At 72.0% G+C, this 16,764-nt stretch carries 15 protein-coding genes and 1 tRNA gene; 5 read left to right on the top strand and 11 right to left on the bottom strand.

Annotated features, from left to right (window positions below; genetic code table 11):
• Window positions 1-51 precede the first annotated feature (51 nt).
• Window positions 52-321 (top strand): hypothetical protein, encoded by a 270-nt coding sequence (locus tag OG937_21005; protein ID WUD73990.1) that lies wholly within the window; start codon window positions 52-54, stop codon window positions 319-321.
• A gap of 896 nt (window positions 322-1,217) precedes the next feature.
• Here the strand turns inward: OG937_21005 and OG937_21010 are convergent.
• From OG937_21010 to OG937_21020, 3 genes are all read right to left on the bottom strand, one after another.
• On the bottom strand, window positions 1,218-2,420 hold the full coding sequence (locus OG937_21010) for a WD40 repeat domain-containing protein (GenBank protein ID WUD73991.1): 1,203 nt from the start codon (window positions 2,418-2,420) through the stop codon (window positions 1,218-1,220).
• Entirely contained in the window at window positions 2,417-2,983 is a 567-nt protein-coding gene (locus OG937_21015) for a SigE family RNA polymerase sigma factor (protein WUD73992.1), read from the bottom strand. The genes OG937_21010 and OG937_21015 overlap by 4 nt, the downstream gene beginning before the upstream one ends.
• Before the next feature lie 694 nt (window positions 2,984-3,677).
• Window positions 3,678-3,753: transfer RNA gene (locus OG937_21020), tRNA-Thr, on the bottom strand.
• A 222-nt stretch (window positions 3,754-3,975) separates the two neighbouring features.
• On the opposite strand from OG937_21020, the gene ugpC reads away from it, so the two are divergent.
• The 3 genes from ugpC (at window position 3,976) to OG937_21035 (ending at window position 6,530) form a co-directional block, all read left to right on the top strand.
• A complete protein-coding gene (gene ugpC / locus OG937_21025) occupies window positions 3,976-5,094 on the top strand; it encodes a sn-glycerol-3-phosphate ABC transporter ATP-binding protein UgpC (GenBank protein WUD73993.1) in 1,119 nt (372 codons plus the stop codon).
• 254 nt (window positions 5,095-5,348) lie between these two features.
• Window positions 5,349-5,762 (top strand): hypothetical protein, encoded by a 414-nt coding sequence (locus OG937_21030; protein ID WUD73994.1) that lies wholly within the window; start codon window positions 5,349-5,351, stop codon window positions 5,760-5,762.
• 30 nt (window positions 5,763-5,792) lie between these two features.
• Window positions 5,793-6,530, top strand: a complete 738-nt coding sequence (locus OG937_21035) for a nucleotidyltransferase family protein (GenBank protein ID WUD73995.1) — start codon at window positions 5,793-5,795, stop codon at window positions 6,528-6,530.
• A 117-nt stretch (window positions 6,531-6,647) separates the two neighbouring features.
• On the opposite strand, the gene OG937_21040 is transcribed toward OG937_21035, so the two are convergent.
• The 6 genes from OG937_21040 to OG937_21065 form a co-directional block, all read right to left on the bottom strand.
• Window positions 6,648-8,321 carry a DoxX family membrane protein gene (locus OG937_21040; GenBank protein ID WUD73996.1) on the bottom strand — a complete coding sequence of 558 codons (1,674 nt, stop codon included), beginning with the start codon at window positions 8,319-8,321 and terminating at the stop codon, window positions 6,648-6,650.
• Between the two features lie 106 nt (window positions 8,322-8,427).
• Window positions 8,428-9,384 (bottom strand): 23S rRNA (guanosine(2251)-2'-O)-methyltransferase RlmB, encoded by a 957-nt coding sequence (rlmB, locus tag OG937_21045; protein WUD73997.1) that lies wholly within the window; start codon window positions 9,382-9,384, stop codon window positions 8,428-8,430.
• A 76-nt stretch (window positions 9,385-9,460) separates the two neighbouring features.
• Window positions 9,461-10,855, bottom strand: a complete 1,395-nt coding sequence (gene cysS / locus OG937_21050) for a cysteine--tRNA ligase (GenBank protein WUD73998.1) — start codon at window positions 10,853-10,855, stop codon at window positions 9,461-9,463.
• Window positions 10,856-11,032: 177 nt separating this feature from the next.
• Complete coding sequence (gene ispF, locus OG937_21055) at window positions 11,033-11,557, bottom strand: 2-C-methyl-D-erythritol 2,4-cyclodiphosphate synthase (GenBank protein WUD73999.1); 525 nt, start codon at window positions 11,555-11,557, stop codon at window positions 11,033-11,035.
• On the bottom strand, window positions 11,547-12,272 hold the full coding sequence (gene ispD, locus OG937_21060) for a 2-C-methyl-D-erythritol 4-phosphate cytidylyltransferase (GenBank protein WUD78833.1): 726 nt from the start codon (window positions 12,270-12,272) through the stop codon (window positions 11,547-11,549). Before ispD ends, ispF begins: the two co-directional genes overlap by 11 nt.
• Window positions 12,273-12,500: 228 nt before the next feature.
• A complete protein-coding gene (locus OG937_21065) occupies window positions 12,501-12,983 on the bottom strand; it encodes a CarD family transcriptional regulator (protein ID WUD74000.1) in 483 nt (160 codons plus the stop codon).
• A 607-nt stretch (window positions 12,984-13,590) separates the two neighbouring features.
• Here OG937_21065 and OG937_21070 point away from each other — a divergent pair.
• Window positions 13,591-14,178, top strand: coding sequence for a DUF461 domain-containing protein (locus tag OG937_21070; protein WUD74001.1), 588 nt, complete (start codon window positions 13,591-13,593; stop codon window positions 14,176-14,178).
• 602 nt (window positions 14,179-14,780) lie between these two features.
• On the opposite strand, the gene OG937_21075 is transcribed toward OG937_21070, so the two are convergent.
• The gene (locus OG937_21075; protein ID WUD74002.1) at window positions 14,781-15,461 is read right to left on the bottom strand and encodes a response regulator transcription factor; all 681 of its coding nucleotides are present in this window, start codon (window positions 15,459-15,461) and stop codon (window positions 14,781-14,783) included.
• The gene (locus OG937_21080; GenBank protein ID WUD74003.1) at window positions 15,458-16,738 is read right to left on the bottom strand and encodes an ATP-binding protein; all 1,281 of its coding nucleotides are present in this window, start codon (window positions 16,736-16,738) and stop codon (window positions 15,458-15,460) included. The genes OG937_21075 and OG937_21080 overlap by 4 nt, the downstream gene beginning before the upstream one ends.
• Between the last annotated feature and the right edge of the window lie 26 nt (window positions 16,739-16,764).

Below are 16,764 nucleotides of genomic sequence, written 5' to 3' on the forward strand. Positions count from 1 at the left end.
GCAATCGTGGCACTTGACCCTGTCCCAGGGGCAGGGTTGCACCCTGGCGCCATGGTGAACACGAACTTCGACCGCGAGACCCTGCGCGAGCTGGCGGACGCCGGGAACGAGAGCGCCCTGGACCGGCTGGCCGACCTCGCCGACGCCGCCGGGGACATCGAGGAGCTGAGCGAACTGCTGGACGAGGGCTCCACTCACGCGGGGTTCCTGCTGACCCGCCGCGCCGCCGCCGCGGGCGACCTGCGCGAACTGCAGCGGATCGCCGACGCGGGGTACGAGGAGGCCGAGACGGAGCTCTCGCGACTGCTGGGCGGCGCCTAGTCAGGTGTGATCCGCCCTGCGCCCCATCGCGCAGCCGCCGCGGGACCCCGGATTCCCCCGGTTCCGTACGACGGCCCCATGCGAGGCTCCGGGATCAGTCGTGCAGAAGGCCGAGTCGCTCGGTGGCCCGTTGCCATCCCGCCGCCTCCGCCTGGGCGCGGGTCCGGAGCTCCGTCACCAGGTGTCCCGGCCCGGCCCCGGCGCCGTCCGTCGCCCGGACCAGCGCGAGGTCCTCCGCCTGGTGCCGTGTCTCGGCGCCCGGGATCGTGCTGGTCCGCGGCCATGGCGGTGACCTGGAGGCACCGGAGGGCTCCGTCCCAGGGGCCTCCGGCACAGGCCGCAGCCGCCTCCCCTATGGCCGTGAGCGCGTCCAGATGCATCATCACCGCACCCTCGGGTTCCGCCTCCTCCAGGAATTCGTCCAGGTCGGGGGCCTCATCGTCGGGATCCTCGTCGTCGGCGGCGAACGGCCCGTACGAGTGGAACAGCTCGGTCATCGAGAGCGTCTGGTAGTCCGCGCAGTGGCCGGTCAACCGGTCGGCCAGGTCCCGTATCCGGGCCGCCGCAGATCCATCCCCGCACTGGGCGCAGGACCAGCACTCCTGCAGCAGGTCCCGCACCGCTTCGGCCGCCGAGGCACCGTGGCGACGGAAGCGCTCGTCGCCCAGGCACCCCGCTATGCGCTCGGCCGCCGCAAGGCCGACCAAGGCGGCCGCCCTTGGGTCGAGGGCGCCCAGGGCTGCTTGCCACTCGCGGAAGTCCCAGTTCTCCATGCCCACCCCTGATTCGACGCGTGCGCGTCATCTTGGCAGCACGACGCGACGTCCCGGGGGGCGCGGCCCCAGCGGCGGCCCGAGGCGGCATGGCGGAAACGAGCGGCCGGCGGGCCCGCCTGATCAGCGTTCGGCGAAGATCGGCGTCCAGTGCCCGGCCGCACCGTCGAGTCCCTTGCTGAAACCGCTCAGCGGTACGACCTTGTCGCTGCCGATCGTGACGAGCACGAGCCGGAGGGAGGGCGACTTCAAGTCCGGTGTGAAGTCCCAGGCGATCAGGTGCTTGTTGTCGACCCAGGTGAGCAACTCCTCCCCGCGCACCGTGGTGACCTGCTTGCCGGTGTAGGGGTCGAGGAGCTTGGAACGGGACTGCTCGATGGGGCGGGTGCCCCGCAGGTAACCGCCCCCGACGAACTTGCCGTCCGGGGACAGCCCCGACTCATTGCGCCAGGACGCGTACGCCTCGTTCGCGGGCGCGGCGACCTGGTTGCCCGCGAAGTCGTAGTACTGCCTGTAGGGAGGCCAGAAGAGCCCGGATTGGAGCAGCTTGCCGTCACGGCTGAAGGCGAAGTCCTGGCGGATGCCGAGTTGGTCGACGACGGCGGCCTCGCTCCAGGATCCCTTCCCGGAGGCCACGTCCAGGATGTAGAAGCCGGTCCGGCTCGACTGGCCGGGGGCGTCGGGCTCCGACGTCCAGTCCTTTTCGCCGTCGCCGTCGTTGTCGTACTTCGCCTTCTTGTACCTCAGGTCGGGGTTCTCGCTGTACGTCGTCGCGACGAGCTTGCTGCCGTCGGGCGAGAACTCCACGCCCGCGACGCCGCGGTCGGCCGGGATCCAGCGCTCGACCTCGCCGGTGCGCAGGTCGAGCAGGCCGATCCGCTTGGCGGGCAGGTTCCTTTCCAGGACGGCGGCGGTCCGCATACCGGGAGCGACGGCGACACGGGACCACTTGGTCGTCTTCACGTACGTCCCGGTCTTCGGGTCGAGGAGCCGGTAGGCGCGGACGGCGACACCACGGGCGTCGGTCTCCCAGGTGTAGTAGGCGGCCAGCGCGACGCCCCCTGCCGCGATCATGTCGCGCGGCGGCGTCTGGTCCGGGTGGGCGGAGACGTTCGCGAGGCGCGCGTCGTCCTTGCCGGCGTCCAGGAACGGGACCGCCACCGCGACGGCGACCACGACGGCGGTGGCCGCCGCGACGGACGCCAGCGCCCGGGTCCGACGACGCCGTCGGACCGCAAGCACCCGCTCGGCGAAGCCCGGCCCCAGCGCAGGCTGTTCGGCGGCCTGTTCGCGCAGCGAGTCGCGCACCAGCTCGTCGACGTTCACGGACGCACCTCCACAGGCGAGAAGTCACGGAACGGCTGCTGCTCGGCGTCCGCGGGGCCGAGTGCTGCCAGTTCGGGGGCCAGGCCCCGCAGCCGGGCCAGGGAACGGTGCGTGGTGGACCGCACCGTGCCGACCGAGCAGCCCAGCAGGCGGGCGACGTCGGCCTCGGGCAGGTCCTCGAAGTACCGCAGGACCAGGACGGTGCGCTGACGGGCGGTGAGCCGGGCCAGTGCGGCACGCATGACGATGCGCAGGTCGGCCGCACCGGGCCCGTCGTCGGCGCCATGGCGCACGGGGCTCTCCAGCGGCTCGGGCACGCTCAGTTCGCGCCGCGGCCACTTCAGCCGCCACCGGCTCACCTGCTGCCGGTAGAGGATCTGCCGTACGTACGCCTCGGGCTCCTCGATGCGGTGCCACCGTCCCGCGGCCTTGATCAGCGCGTTCTGCAGCAGATCCTCGGCCGCGTGCCGGTCACCCCCGCTGAGCAGGACGGCGGTCTTCAGCAGCGCGGACGACCTGCTCTCCACGAACTCCCTGAAGTTTTCCTGGCCCTCGGCATCCATCGTCACCTTCTCTAGACGTTCTGGGATCTTCCTCGGCGGGCTTGCTGTCCTTGATGACGTGTGCGGTGGGCGCCCGCTATGCCTGTGTGCACGCAAAAAACCAGCGGGCGGCCCACACCGGGATCCGGGGCCTGCGCGTCGACGGCACGGGAGTACGGCGACCGGGCGGGCAATCACCGGTTCAGGAGTGAGGTCGGGGGACCGTAGGCATGACCTGCGGATTCCCCCACCTTGCCGGACTCGGGCGGTACATCCCCCTGCGACCCTTCGCCGTCTGGCGTGCGACCGGCGGCCGGAGCGGGGCGGGGACGGAAGCGCCGTGCCGCCGCGCCGCTCTGCGCGGCGCGATCCGCGCGTGGACGGTCCGCTGAAGTTCCTTGTCGCACGCAGCAACGAAGACGCGCTGCCGCCGGACCCGGCGCACATCGGCCGTGAGGCTAGCGGCCGGTCTCTCCCGCCCCGCCCCCGGAATGAACCAGCGCCCCGCCGGGGCCTCGTATCCGTCGGCGTCCCGGCATCACGCCGGACGTCCGCACGCACGTGACTTCCGACACACAGCGTGAGGCCATCAGCCACATGGACCGTCCGCTCGGGCGCCGCCCCGACCGTGAGTGACCGCCTCCGGTCGATCTCACCCGTGGATGTCAAACGCCCCGGACCGATCATGGTCCGGGGCGTCGTCGCTGCTCCCAACTGGAGCCGCCTGTCGGGTTCGAACCGACGACCTTCGCTTTACAAGAGCGGTGCTCTACCAGCTGAGCTAAGGCGGCACGGCACCGTCCCCGCTCCGGGGTGCCCGGGAGACGGGTGGGGCCACGAGAAGTGTACCCAGGCGGGGAGGGGGGAGGGTCCGGGAATTGGCCGCCGGGAGGGTGCTGACAAAGCGGGGCGGGCCAGGTAGCGTCACGGAAGGTCCACATCCTGTGGACTAGACCTCATTCCTTTACTCGGATCGTCCGGCACGTTCCTGCCGGTGAAGGGACCACTGCACCATGGCTACTGTCACTTTTGACAAGGCGACCCGGATCTACCCCGGGACCGAGCGCCCCGCCGTCGACGCGCTGCAGATCGACATCGCGGACGGCGAGTTCCTCGTCCTCGTCGGCCCCTCGGGCTGCGGGAAGTCGACCTCGCTCCGCATGCTGGCCGGCCTCGAGGACGTCAACGCCGGCGCCATCCGGATCGGTGACCGGGACGTCACCCACCTGCCGCCCAAGGACCGGGACATCGCCATGGTGTTCCAGAACTACGCGCTCTACCCGCACATGACCGTCGCGGACAACATGGGCTTCGCCCTGAAGATCGCGGGCGTCAACAAGGCCGACATCCGCAAGCGGGTCGAGGAAGCCGCCAAGATCCTGGACCTCACCGAGTACCTGGGCCGCAAGCCCAAGGCGCTCTCCGGTGGTCAGCGCCAGCGTGTGGCGATGGGCCGCGCGATCGTCCGTGAGCCGCAGGTCTTCCTCATGGACGAGCCGCTGTCCAACCTGGACGCCAAGCTCCGTGTCCAGACCCGTACGCAGATCGCCTCGCTGCAGCGCCGCCTCGGCACCACCACGGTCTACGTCACCCACGACCAGACCGAGGCCATGACCATGGGCGACCGCGTGGCGGTCCTCAAGGACGGTCTGCTGCAGCAGGTCGACACCCCGCGCCACATGTACGACCGGCCGGCCAACCTCTTCGTCGCGGGCTTCATCGGCTCCCCGGCGATGAACCTGGTCGAGGTGCCGATCACCGACGGCGGCGTGAAGTTCGGCAACTCCGTGGTGCCGGTCGAGCGCGACGCGGTGCAGGCCGCGGCGGACAAGGGCGACCGCACGGTCACCGTCGGCGTCCGCCCGGAGCACTTCGACATCGTCGACGGCGACGGTTCGGGCCTGTCGAAGGACGAGCCGGCCGGTCTGGCCGTGACGGTGAACGTCGTCGAGGAGCTGGGCGCGGACGGTTTCGTCTACGGCTCGGCCGAGGTCGGCGGCGAGCACAAGGACCTGGTCATCCGCGTCGGCGGCCGCCAGGTGCCGGAGAAGGGCTCCGTGCTGCGTGTCGTGCCGCGCGCCGGCGAGAGCCACGTCTTCTCCACCTCCACCGGTGAGCGACTGAGCGACTGAGCGACTGAACGACCGAGCGAGCGGGTGACCGGGCATCCGGTCCCCCGACCGCCCGCGGACACACCCGGCCCGGCCCCCGCGCAAGGGGGGCCGGGCCGCGGCCGTTCCAGGGGCCGAATCACCCCACATTTCCGGTCATACAGTGGCGTTTCGACCATGTTCGTCAATGCGCCCGCAGTCGATCAAGGGGCGTTCATCACTCATCAGAGTGGCTAAATGTCGCCAAATCATCACTCTTCGCTACCATCACTGCCGTGAACCAGGTAGCCCGCCGCATCGGCAAGTCACTCGCCCTCGTCCTCCCGGTCGTCCTCGTGCTCTCCGGCACCCTCGCCGTCACCCGCGTCCCGTGGGCGACTTCGGCGTCCGACGCCCAAGTCCTCACCGCCTCGCACCAGAAGGAGGCGGCGTCCCTGCGGTCGGCCCCGCAGGAGGTGCTCCGCCGCAAGCTGCTGGGCGAGCTGCAGGAGAAGAACCCCGGCATCGCCCTGACGCACCTGCAGCGCGAGATGAACGAGCGGCCTTCGCTGGCGCAGTACTGCGGTTCGATCGCCCGGTCCCTGGGCCGCGCCGCGGTCGCCAAGTACGGCTCGGTGCACCGCGCCCAGGCCTGGTCGCGGCCGGTCTGCGACACCGCCTTCGCGACGGGCGTGGCCTCGCTCGGATGACCCGACGCGCGGGTCGCGTAGGGTGCGCCCATGACCGGCACGCCCGCGACCTCCCCGGCGGTGACCCAGGCCGTCCTCCTCGCCGGAGGACAGGGCTCCCGCTTGAGGCCCTATACCGACACCCGCCCCAAGCCGATGATCGAGATCCCCGGAACCGGGATCCCGATCATCGGCCATCAACTTGCCTGGCTGGCCGCCGAGGGCGTCACCGACGCCGTGATCTCGTGCGGCCATCTCGCTGAGGTCCTCCAGGAGTGGCTCGCCGACTCGGCGGCCGACCTGCCGCTGCGGGTGACCACGGTCGTCGAGCGCGAACCGCTCGGCCGCGGTGGCGGCCTGAAGCACGCCGCGGCCTCCCTGCCCCGGCCCCAGGAGCCCTGGTACGCCACCAACGGCGACATCTGGACGCGCTTCTCGCTGCGGGAGATGGCCGCCTTCCACGTCGAGCGGGCCGCGGTCGCCACGCTGGCGCTGGCCCGTCCGCGCATCCCGTGGGGCGCCGTGGAGACCGACGAGTTCGGCCACGTCCTGGACTTCATCGAGTCCCCGCCCTCGCCGTTCCTCATCAACGCGGGCGTCTACGTCTTCTCCCCCGAGTTCACCGGGCTGCTCCCGGAGCGCGGTGACCACGAGCGCACCACCTTCCCCCAACTCGCCCGGGAACGGCGGCTCGCGGGCTTCCCGCTGCCCCAGGGCGCGTACTGGCGGGCCATCGACACCGCCAAGGACCTGGCCGAGGCCGCGAAGGAACTCGCCTCGCAGCCCTGAGCGCACCGACCGCGGCACGGCTCGGGCAAGGCAGCGCCGCAGGCGCGCCAGGGAACGACGAAGAGGCGGCCGGAGGGTGGTACCTCCGGCCGCCTCTTCCCGTGTGCCGTACGGGCGTTACGCGACCTTGCCCGAGCCGTGCCGCGACGGGGCCCCGAGCAGCCAGCCGGAGGTCTCGCCGCTGCCCAGCAGCCCGCCGAGCGCGCCGCCGCTGTCGGAGGAACCGCCGCCGGTGCCGCCGGTGCCGTTGCCGCCGCCCTGCGTCGGCGGGTTGCTGGGCACCGTGGGACGGGACGGGACGGACGGCGCGGTCTGCGCGGGGCCTCCGCCGGTGCCGCCGCCGCTGCCGGTGTTCGCCGAGGACGACCCGGGACGCGACTGTGTGGCGTTCGGCGCCGAGGACGCCGCCCCCCGCGCCGACGGCGAGGAGGACGGGGAGGACGAGGGACCACCGGAACGGCCCGCCGAGGGGGCCGTGGAGGGCCGGGACGACTTCTCCCCGGGCACCTCGGGCAGCGGGGAGCCCTCGAGGTTGTTGGTCGGGACGTCGGTCGGGGCGGGGAGCTGCGAGCGCGGGCTGGTGGACCGTACGGCGGTGCCGAGGGTGGCACCGACCACGAGCGAGATCCCGACCAGCACCGTGGCCAGCACCGCGCCGCGCCGCAGCACCCGGCTCCGCAACTCCCCCAGCGGGGCGCGCGGGCCGAGCTTGCGCCAGGCCTCGCTCGCCAGGCGGCCGTCGGCGGAGTAGACCGGCGCCCCCGCGATGACCAGCGGGCTCCAGGCGGCGAGCAGGATGATGTCGGGCGTGTCGTACGCCGGGACGGTCCGCCAGCTCACCGTCACCAGCAGCGCCGCCGACAGCAGGGCGCCGATCGACGCCGCGAACCGCTGCCAGAGCCCGAAGACCGTGAGCACACCGGCGATCACCTGCAGGAAGGCCACCGTGAGTCCGGCGCCGATGGGGTGCGCGAGGGCGAGGTCGCGCAGCGGCTCGGCCAGCCCCCACGGGTGGAGCGAGGCGAGCCAGGTCACCATCGAGCCGCGCTTGCCGCCGTCGAAGTACACGGGGTCGCAGAGCTTGCCCATGCCGGCGTAGATGGAGATGAAGCCCAGGAAGATGCGCAGCGGCAGCAGCACGATGCCGAGGTTCATCCGGCGGCCGGGGTAGTAGGCGTGCCGGATGGGTTCGGCGCGATCGCGGTGGCGGGCGCGGCCGTACTCCTCGTCGGGATCCCCGTACGGATCGAAGTCGGGGTCCTCGTCGACGGGGCCGGCGGGCGGCGCGGCGTACGCGAACTCGCTGGTGTCCTCGTGGTCGGGGTAGTCGTCGTAGGCGCCGCGCGCGGGGCGGATGCCGCCGAGCATCTCGCCGGGCGCCGGCGGCCGGCGCGGGGGGCCGACGACGGGCTGCGGCGGCTCCTCGATCCGCGGCAGCACCTGCGTCGCGGTGCCGAGGTCGGGGCCGGCCACCTGGCCGTGGCGCACCGCGGCGAGCAGGTGGCCGGCAGCGGCGTCGCCGGGTTCGCTGCGCCCGGACCACACCAGGGGCGCACCGCGCCGCTGTGCGGCCGCGGAGGGGCGGACGGAGGTCGGAATGACGGGGACGCGCTGGGTCCTCGTCAGGGAACGGCCCGACGCCGTGCCGAGCTGCACGCGGAAGCTCGCGTGATTGACGATGACCTGGGCCGGGTCGGAGGAGACCTTATGCATGTTGAGCACAGGCTCGTCGGTGACCGCCGACGACCGTCCCCCCGGAGGAGTGCGGGGTGTTCTGGTGTCCACACTCATCTAACCGAGTGACACCCGATAAGGACACTGTGTGACGGGCCCCGTTGTGTCCGAGGCCCGTCAATCAGGGGTTGTCGCCGGGGCGCGCACGGGGGCGCGTCCGGGTTCAGGCCCGGCGGCGCGCCGCCTCGTAGAGCACGATGCCCGCGGCGACGCCCGCGTTCAGCGACTCGGCGCCACCCGGCATCGGGATGCGCACCCGCAGGTCGCAGGTCTCCCCGACGAGCCGCGACAGGCCCTTGCCCTCCGAACCCGCGACGACGACGACCGGCCCGGCCAGCGCCTCGAGGTCCTGCAGCTCGGTCTCGCCGTCGGCGGTCAGGCCGACGACCGTGAGGCCCGCCTTCTGGTAGGCCTCGAGCGTGCGGGTGAGGTTGGTGGCGCGGGCGACCGAGACGCGCGCGGCGGTGCCGGCCGAGGTCTTCCAGGCGCCCGCGGTCATCCCGGCGGCGCGGCGCTCGGGCACGACGACCCCGTGGCCGCCGAAGGCGGCGACGGAGCGGACGACGGCGCCGAGGTTGCGCGGGTCGGTGACCCCGTCCAGCGCGACGATCAGCGGGTCCTCGCCCGCGTCGAAGGCCTCGGCGGCGAGGTCCTCGGGGTGGGCGTACTCGTACGGCGGGATCTGCAGCACCAGGCCCTGGTGGTTGAGCCCGTTGGTGATGCGGTCGAGCTCCGGCCGCGGGGCCTCCATCAGCGGGATGCCCCGGTCGGTGGCGAGCTTGATCGCCTCGCGCACGCGCTCGTCGTTGTCGATGAACTGCTGCACGTAGACCGCCGAGGCCGGGATGTCGGCGCGCAGCGCCTCCACCACCGGGTTGCGCCCGGCCACCAGCTCCGAGGTGGACTTGGAGCCCCGGCCGGACGGGCGGCGCGACTGTGTGGACGCCGCGCGCTTCACCTTGGCGTTCGCGGCACGCTGCTTGGCGTGCCCCTTGCGCGCCTCCGCGGGCGGGGTGGGGCCCTTGCCCTCCAGGCCCCTGCGCCGCTGCCCGCCGCTACCGACCGTGGCGCCCTTCTTGTTGGACGTGCGGCGGTTCCTGCGCTGGCTGTTGCCGGCCATGGGTCACCTGTTTCCTGCTGCTGTTGCTGCTACTGCGTGAACGTACGTACGTGTCAATGATGACGCGGACGCCCGGCTACCGGGAGCCGAGCGTCCAGCGCGGCCCGGAGGGGGTGTCCTCGATCTCCAGCCCGGACTGCTGGAGCCGGTCGCGGATGGCGTCGGCGGTCGCGTAGTCCTTGCGCCCGCGGGCCGACTCCCGCTGCTCCAGCACCAGCCGGACGAGGGAGTCCACGACCCCGTGCAGGTCCTCCCCGCGACCGTCGCCGGACCAGTGCGCGTCCAGTGGGTCCAGGCCCAGGACGCCGAGCATCGCGCGCACCTCGGCGAGGCGGGCGACGGCGCTCTCCTTGTCGTCCGCGGTGAGCGCCGAGTTGCCCTGCCGGACGGTGGTGTGGACGATCGCCAGCGCCTGCGGGACGCCCATGTCGTCGTCCATCGCCTCGGCGAAGGCCGGCGGCACCTCGGCGGCCGGCTCGACCGGGCCCGCCATCTCGACGACCCGCTGCACGAAGCCCTCGATCCGCGCGAACGCCGACTCGGCCTCGCGCAGCGACTCCTCGCTGTACTCGATCATCGAGCGGTAGTGCGGGGTGCCGAGGTAGTAGCGCAGCACGATGGGCCGCCAGCGCTTGGTCATCTCGCTCACGAGCACCGAGTTGCCGAGCGACTTGCTCATCTTCTCGCCGCTCATCGTGACCCAGGCGTTGTGCACCCAGTACTGCGCGAAGTCGTCGCCGAAGGCCTTGGCCTGGGCGATCTCGTTCTCGTGGTGCGGGAAGATCAGGTCGATGCCGCCGCCGTGGATGTCGAAGGCGGTGCCCAGGTACTTGTGGGCCATCGCGGAGCACTCCAGGTGCCAGCCGGGACGGCCACGGCCCCACGGGGTCTCCCAGGACGGCTCGCCGGGCTTGACGGCCTTCCACATCGCGAAGTCGCGGGCGTCCCGCTTGCCGGTCTCGCCCTCGCTCTCCGGCTGGCGCAGGTTGTCGAGCTCCTGGTTGGACAGCTCCAGGTAGTCCGGGAAGGAGCGGACGTCGAAGTAGACGTTGCCCTCGGACTCGTAGGCGTGGCCGCGCTCGATGAGACCGCGCATCATCTCGATCATCTCGGGCACGTGGCCGGTGGCGCGCGGCTCGTACGTGGGCGGCAGGCAGCCGAGCGCGTCGTAACCGTCGTTGAAGGCCCGCTCGTTCTCGTAGCCGATCGCCCACCAGGGGCGGCCCTGCTCGCCGGACTTGGTGATGATCTTGTCGTCGATGTCGGTGACGTTGCGGATGAACGTGACGTCGTAGCCGCGGTAGGCGAACCAGCGGCGCATGATGTCGAAGTTCAGTCCGGACCGGATGTGCCCGATGTGCGGGGCTGCCTGCACGGTCGCGCCGCACAGGTAGATCGAGACGCAGCCCGGCCGGAGCGGGGTGAAGTCACGGACCTGGCGCGCGTCGGTGTCGTACAGGCGAATAGTCACGCATCAAGGGTAGTGGTCCTGGGTGCGTGCGCCGTCCGCTCCACGGGAGCTTCATGGGGTTGTGACGCTCGCGGGGGCCGTCGTACCGGCCGCGGGAGCGTCCGACGGGCGGGCGCTTCACCCGTACGGCGGACGGCACGGCCCTGCGGGCGCGGGTCAACTGCTCCGTACCGCCGGTCACTTCGCGCGGCGGACCACCAGCGCGGTCGCCACGGCCGCCAGTCCCTCGCCGCGCCCGGTGAAGCCCAGACCGTCGGTCGTCGCGCCGGAGACCGCCACGGGGGCGCCCACCGCGGCGGACAGGATCTTCTGGGCCTCGTCGCGGCGCTTGCCGACCTTGGGGCGGGGACCGATGACCTGGACGGCCACGTTGCCGATGTCGTAGCCCGCCTCACGGACGATCCGGGCGGCCTCCGTGAGCAAGGTCACACCGGGTGCGCCCGACCACTCCGGGCGCCCGGTGCCGAAGTGCGCGCCGAGGTCGCCCATGCCGGCGGCGGAGAACAACGCGTTGCAGGCGGCGTGTGCGACGACGTCGGCGTCGGAGTGCCCGGCCAGGCCGTCCCCCTCGCCCTCCCACAGCAGACCGGCGACCCACAGTTCGCGGCCCGCCTCAAAGGCGTGGATGTCGGTGCCGATGCCCACCTGGGGCAGCACGGGGACGTGGGGGGCCGGGGCGGCGCCCGTCGGCTCAGTAGTCATCGGTGGCCCTCCTGCGGGCGAGGACGGCCTCGGCGAGGACCAGGTCCAGCGGGCGGGTGACCTTGAAGGCCTCCTCGTGCCCCGGCACGACCAGCACCGGGACGCCGAGCCGCTCGACCATGCTCGCGTCGTCCGTGACCGGCCCGGTGACCGTGGTGTGCGCCTTGAGCAGCGTCGCCCGGTCGAAGCCCTGGGGGGTCTGGACGGCGCGCAGCAGCGAGCGGTCCGGGGTGCCGACGACGGCGTCGGTCGCCGGGTCGATCTCCTTGACCGTGTCGGCGAGGGGCAGCCCCGGCACGACGGCCGAGGCACCGTCCCGCACGGCGGCTGCGACGGCGTCGACCATGTCGACCGGCACCAGCGGGCGGGCGGCGTCGTGGACGAGCACCACCTCGACCTCGTCCGGCAGCGCGGCCAGGCCCAGCCGTACCGAGTCCTGCCGGCTCTCGCCGCCGGCGACGACCCTTATGTCCTTGGTCTCGGGCAGGCCGTTGCTGTCGAGCAGCGCCCTGACCTCGGCGACCCCGTCCGGGGGCGCCACGACGACGACCAGTGACACCGCACGGGTGCGGGTCATGGCACGCACGGCGTGCACGAGGATGGGGACGCCGCCCAGGGTGCGCAGCGCCTTGGGCGCACCGGGGCCGAGCCGGACTCCACGTCCGGCGGCGGGAATGACTGCCGCGGTAGTCAGGTTTGTGTCCTTGGCCGAAATGGGTATCGCCTCAACGTGCCGGGCGCGAAGCCCCTGTCGGACCCTTCCGTGACACCGACAGGGCCAGCTGCCCGGGCCCGGCACCCAGTATGCAGGGGGAAGCGACGCGCGAACGAAGACGAGGGGGATCCTCGGCGTCGTCGAAGTGCCAGGCCACCGTGAGGGCGCCCCGGCATGCCGCAGTGCCCGGCGTAGGGAACGCACCGGGCACCACGGCGAAAATCCGCGTCAGGACGCGAGGACCTCGTCGAGGAGGGTCTCGGCCTTGTCCTCGTTGGTGTTCTCCGCGAGCGCGAGCTCACTGACCAGGATCTGGCGGGCCTTGGCGAGCATGCGCTTCTCGCCGGCCGACAGCCCGCGCTCCCGCTCGCGACGCCACAGGTCACGCACGACTTCCGCGACCTTGATGACATCGCCGGAGGCGAGTTTCTCCAGATTCGCCTTGTACCGGCGGGACCAGTTGGTGGGCTCCTCGGTGTACGGTGCGCGCAGCACCTCGAAGACCCGGTCCAGCCCTTCCTGACCGACCACGTCGCGCACGCCGACGAACTCCGCATTGTCCGCGGGCACGCGTACCGTCAAGTCGCCCTGGGCGACCTTGAGCACCAAGTAGGTCTTGTCCACGCCTTTGATCTGGCGAGTTTCGATGGCCTCGATCAGCGCGGCCCCGTGATGGGGATAGACCACGGTGTCGCCAACCTTGAACGTCATGTGACAGGTACCCCTTCCGTGGCTATCCAGGGTAACACGGGAACGGCTGGTTCTGAATGGCGTTTTCGCAGGTCAGGGCATATCTCGGGGCTTGACAAGTGCGCCCGGAACGTGCTGCGGGAGGGGAGCGGAGGGCGGTATTCGCAGGTCGGAGTGGGTGTCGAGGGGCCCTGAAACGCCGCCGTTACACCCTTCGGAGGGCCAGGACAAGGGGAGGAACATCCCGATTTGTCGCTCTCCTGCGGGGGGTCTCTCGCTACTCCGTTCGGCCGCCACGGGCTTGATGTGATCCATTTTCGCACCACGCCGGATTTCCGTCCGGCGGATGAACGGTAAATGGATCTTGCCGGTGTGGCGGGAATCGTTCGGCGGAATCCCGTAATGGATTCCGCCGCGCCCGCGCCGTTCCGCCCGGAGCCCTGCGGAAGGCCTCCGACGGCCCCCTGGAACGCCTCCCGGACACCCGGGTGGGTGAAGCCCGGGCCCGCCGGGGGGTGGCCCGGTGCGGGCGCACGAGACAGGCTCGGTAACCTAATCCAGCACCAGGTAACCCGTAAGTCCCGTACGTCCGTACCTCCCGTACCCCGCCCAAGGAGACGCCGCCGCCGTGAGCAGCAGCCTTCGACGCGGCGCTCTCGCCGCCGCCCTTGCACTCTCGCTCGTCCCGCTCGCCGCCTGCGCTGCCGGGAACAGCGCGGAGACGCTGCGCGTCAGGCCGGACAACGCCGCGACCAGCATCGGCGACATCGAGGTCCAGAACGTCGTCGTGCTCACCCAGGCCACCTCCGACGGTTCCTCCTCGGTGACGGCCAAGATCTTCAACAACGGCGACGAGTCGCAGTCCCTGGACTCCGTGAAGGTCGGCTCCCTGGACGCCGATCTGTCCGGCCCGATCACCCTGCCCGGCCACAGCTCCGTGCTGCTCGGCGGTGACGGCAACCCGTCCGCCCTGTTCAAGGGCGGCTCCGCGAGCAAGACCGACGGCGACTTCAAGGACGTCGTCTTCGACTTCAGCAAGACCGGCGAGGTCTCCCTGCAGAGCCTCGCGCTGCCCGCCGCCGGCTACTACGCCTCCTTCGGGCCGAGCGAGAAGCCCTCGCCCACGAAGACCGCGAGCCCGGGCGAGTCGCCCGCCGAGGGCGCCACGGCCTCGCCGACCGAGACCGAGACAATCACCGAGTCGCCCGCCGGCTGAGCCGGCTGAGCGCACCCCGGCACGCGGAGGGGCCCCGGGAGCACATCGCCCCCGGGGCCCCTTCCTGTCCGGTCACCGGTTTACGGCTCGAACTTGTAGCCCAGGCCGCGGACCGTCACCAGGTAGCGCGGCGCGCCCGGGTCCGGCTCGAGCCCGATCCCGCGTGCGCTCCTCGCGCCGCCCGGCCCCAGGGGGCCTGACGGGCTTCGCAGCGCTGCGCCGGACCCCGTCCGGCGTCCCTTGCCGCGGCCGGTTTACGGCTCGAACTTGTAGCCCAGGCCGCGGACCGTCACCAGGTAGCGCGGCGCGCCCGGGTCCGGCTCGAGCCCGATCCCGCGTGCGCTCCTCGCGCCGCCCGGCCCCAGGGGGCCTGACGGGCTTCGCAGCGCTGCGCCGGACCCCGTCCGGCGTCCCTTGCCGCGGCCGGTTTACGGCTCGAACTTGTAGCCCAGGCCGCGGACCGTCACCAGGTAGCGCGGCGCGCCCGGGTCCGGCTCGAGCCCGATCCCGCGTGCGCTCCTCGCGCCGCCCGGCCCCAGGGGGCCTGACGGGCTTCGCAGCGCTGCGCCGGACCCCGTCCGCGCGTCCCTTGCCGCGGCGGTTTACGGCTCGAACTTGTAGCCCAGGCCGCGGACCGTCACCAGGTAGCGCGGCGCGCCCGGGTCCGGCTCGATCTTGGCGCGGAGGCGCTTGACGTGGACGTCGAGGGTCTTGGTGTCGCCGACGTAGTCGGCGCCCCAGACCCGGTCGATGAGCTGCATGCGGGTGAGGACGCGGCCCGCGTTGCGCAGCAGCATCTCCAGGAGGTCGAACTCCTTGAGCGGCAGGTCGACCTTGCCGCCGCCCACCGTCACGACGTGCCGGTCGACGTCCATGCGGACCGGGCCGGCCTCCAGCGCCGACGGCGAGATCTCCTCGGGCTCGCCGCGACGGCGCAGCACCGCCCGGATGCGGGCGACCAGCTCGCGGGAGGAGAAGGGCTTGGTGACGTAGTCGTCCGCTCCTATTTCGAGACCGACAACCTTGTCGATCTCGCTGTCCTTCGCGGTGACCATGATCACCGGGACGTTGGACTTCAGCCGCAGCTGGCGGCAGACCTCCGTGCCGGGCAGACCCGGCAGCATCAGGTCGAGCAGGACCAGGTCGGCGCCGTTGCGCTCGAACTCGTCCAGCCCGTCGGGCCCGGTCGCCGCGATGGCGACCTCGAAGCCTTCCTTGCGGAGCATGTACGACAGGGCATCACTGAAGGACTCTTCGTCCTCGACGACGAGTACTCGGGTCACGGGAGGACCTCCGGGGCGGGGATGTGATCGGGGAACGTCTCGTAGAGGGCGGAAGAGGACCCGGAGCCGGGCCCGCCGTCCTCCACCGCCACGGCGGTGGAGCGGTCCCGGCCGTCCCGGGACGCCGCGGCTTCGGGCAGCCGCAGGGTGAAGGTGGAGCCCTGGCCTTCGGCGCTCCACACCGTGACCTCCCCGCCGTGGGAGGCGGCCACGTGCTTGACGATGGACAGACCGAGGCCGGTGCCGCCCGTGGCGCGCGAGCGCGCCGGGTCGACCCGGTAGAACCGCTCGAAGACGCGGTCCCGGTCCTTTTCGGAGATGCCGATCCCCTGGTCGGTCACGGAGATCTCGATCAGGTCGCCACTGGGTGCGGCGACCCTGCGGCCCGCGATGCCCACGCGGGTGCGGACCGGGCTGTAGTTGACCGCGTTCTCGACGAGGTTGCCGAGCGCGGCCGCGAGCTGGCCACGGTTGCCCCAGATGTACAGCTCGGGGGCGCCGCCGGTGGCCATGGTGATCTGCTTGGCGTTCGCCGGGTGGCGGCAGCGGTCGACCGCCTCGGCGACGAGGTCGTCGACGGCGACCGGCTCGGCGTCGTCGAGGGGGTTGTCGTCCTGGACCCGGGAGAGGTCGATGATCTCCTGGACCAGGCTGGTCAGCCGCGCGGCCTCGATCTGCATCCGGCCCGCGAAGCGCTCGACGGCCTCGGGGTCGTCGCTGGCGTCCATCACCGCTTCGGAGAGCAGCGACAGCGCGCCGACCGGGGTCTTGAGCTCATGGCTCACGTTGGCGACGAAGTCGCGCCGCACCGCCTCGATGCGCCGGGCGTCGGTCAGGTCCTCGACCAGGAGCAGCACCAGGCGCGAGCCCAGTGGTGCCACCCGGGCGGAGACCGCGAGGCCCTCGCCGCGGCCGGCGCCCCGGCGCGGCAGGTCCAGTTCCACCTGCCGTATCTCGCCGTCCCGCCGGGTCTCCCGGGCCATCTGCAGCATCTGGTCGACGGCGAGCCTTCCGCCACGAACCAGCCCGAGGGCGTACGCCGCCGAGCTTGCCTTGACCACCGTGTCGCCCTCGTCGAGGACAACGGCCGACGAGCGCAGCACGGACAGCACCGTGTCCACGCCCGGCGGTAGTACGGCTGCGGCGTCGGGCCGCAGGGATGTGCGCGTCGGGCGGGCCTGTTCCCGCTCGCTCCAGCGGAACGCGAGCACAGCGATCACACCGGTGCAGAGCCCGGCGATCGCACTGGCTGCGGCGACTGCCGCGTTCACGTCCATACCCCCAGGTTAGGGGGACGGAATGA

Source organism: Streptomyces sp. NBC_00510 (assembly GCA_036013505.1).
In the GTDB taxonomy this organism is placed as follows: Bacteria; Actinomycetota; Actinomycetes; order Streptomycetales; family Streptomycetaceae; genus Actinacidiphila.

Bases quoted from the DNA above. Each gene is read 5' to 3' on its own strand.
- OG937_21005 (WUD73990.1), top strand. From the start codon at position 52: ATGGTGAACACGAACTTCGACCGCGAGACCCTGCGCGAGCTGGCGGAC.
- OG937_21015 (WUD73992.1), bottom strand. From the start codon at position 2,983: ATGGATGCCGAGGGCCAGGAAAACTTCAGGGAGTTCGTGGAGAGCAGG.
- ugpC (WUD73993.1), top strand. From the start codon at position 3,976: ATGGCTACTGTCACTTTTGACAAGGCGACCCGGATCTACCCCGGGACC.
- OG937_21035 (WUD73995.1), top strand. From the start codon at position 5,793: ATGACCGGCACGCCCGCGACCTCCCCGGCGGTGACCCAGGCCGTCCTC.
- OG937_21040 (WUD73996.1), bottom strand. From the start codon at position 8,321: ATGAGTGTGGACACCAGAACACCCCGCACTCCTCCGGGGGGACGGTCG.
- rlmB (WUD73997.1), bottom strand. From the start codon at position 9,384: ATGGCCGGCAACAGCCAGCGCAGGAACCGCCGCACGTCCAACAAGAAG.
- ispF (WUD73999.1), bottom strand. From the start codon at position 11,557: ATGACTACTGAGCCGACGGGCGCCGCCCCGGCCCCCCACGTCCCCGTG.
- OG937_21065 (WUD74000.1), bottom strand. From the start codon at position 12,983: ATGACGTTCAAGGTTGGCGACACCGTGGTCTATCCCCATCACGGGGCC.
- OG937_21080 (WUD74003.1), bottom strand. From the start codon at position 16,738: ATGGACGTGAACGCGGCAGTCGCCGCAGCCAGTGCGATCGCCGGGCTC.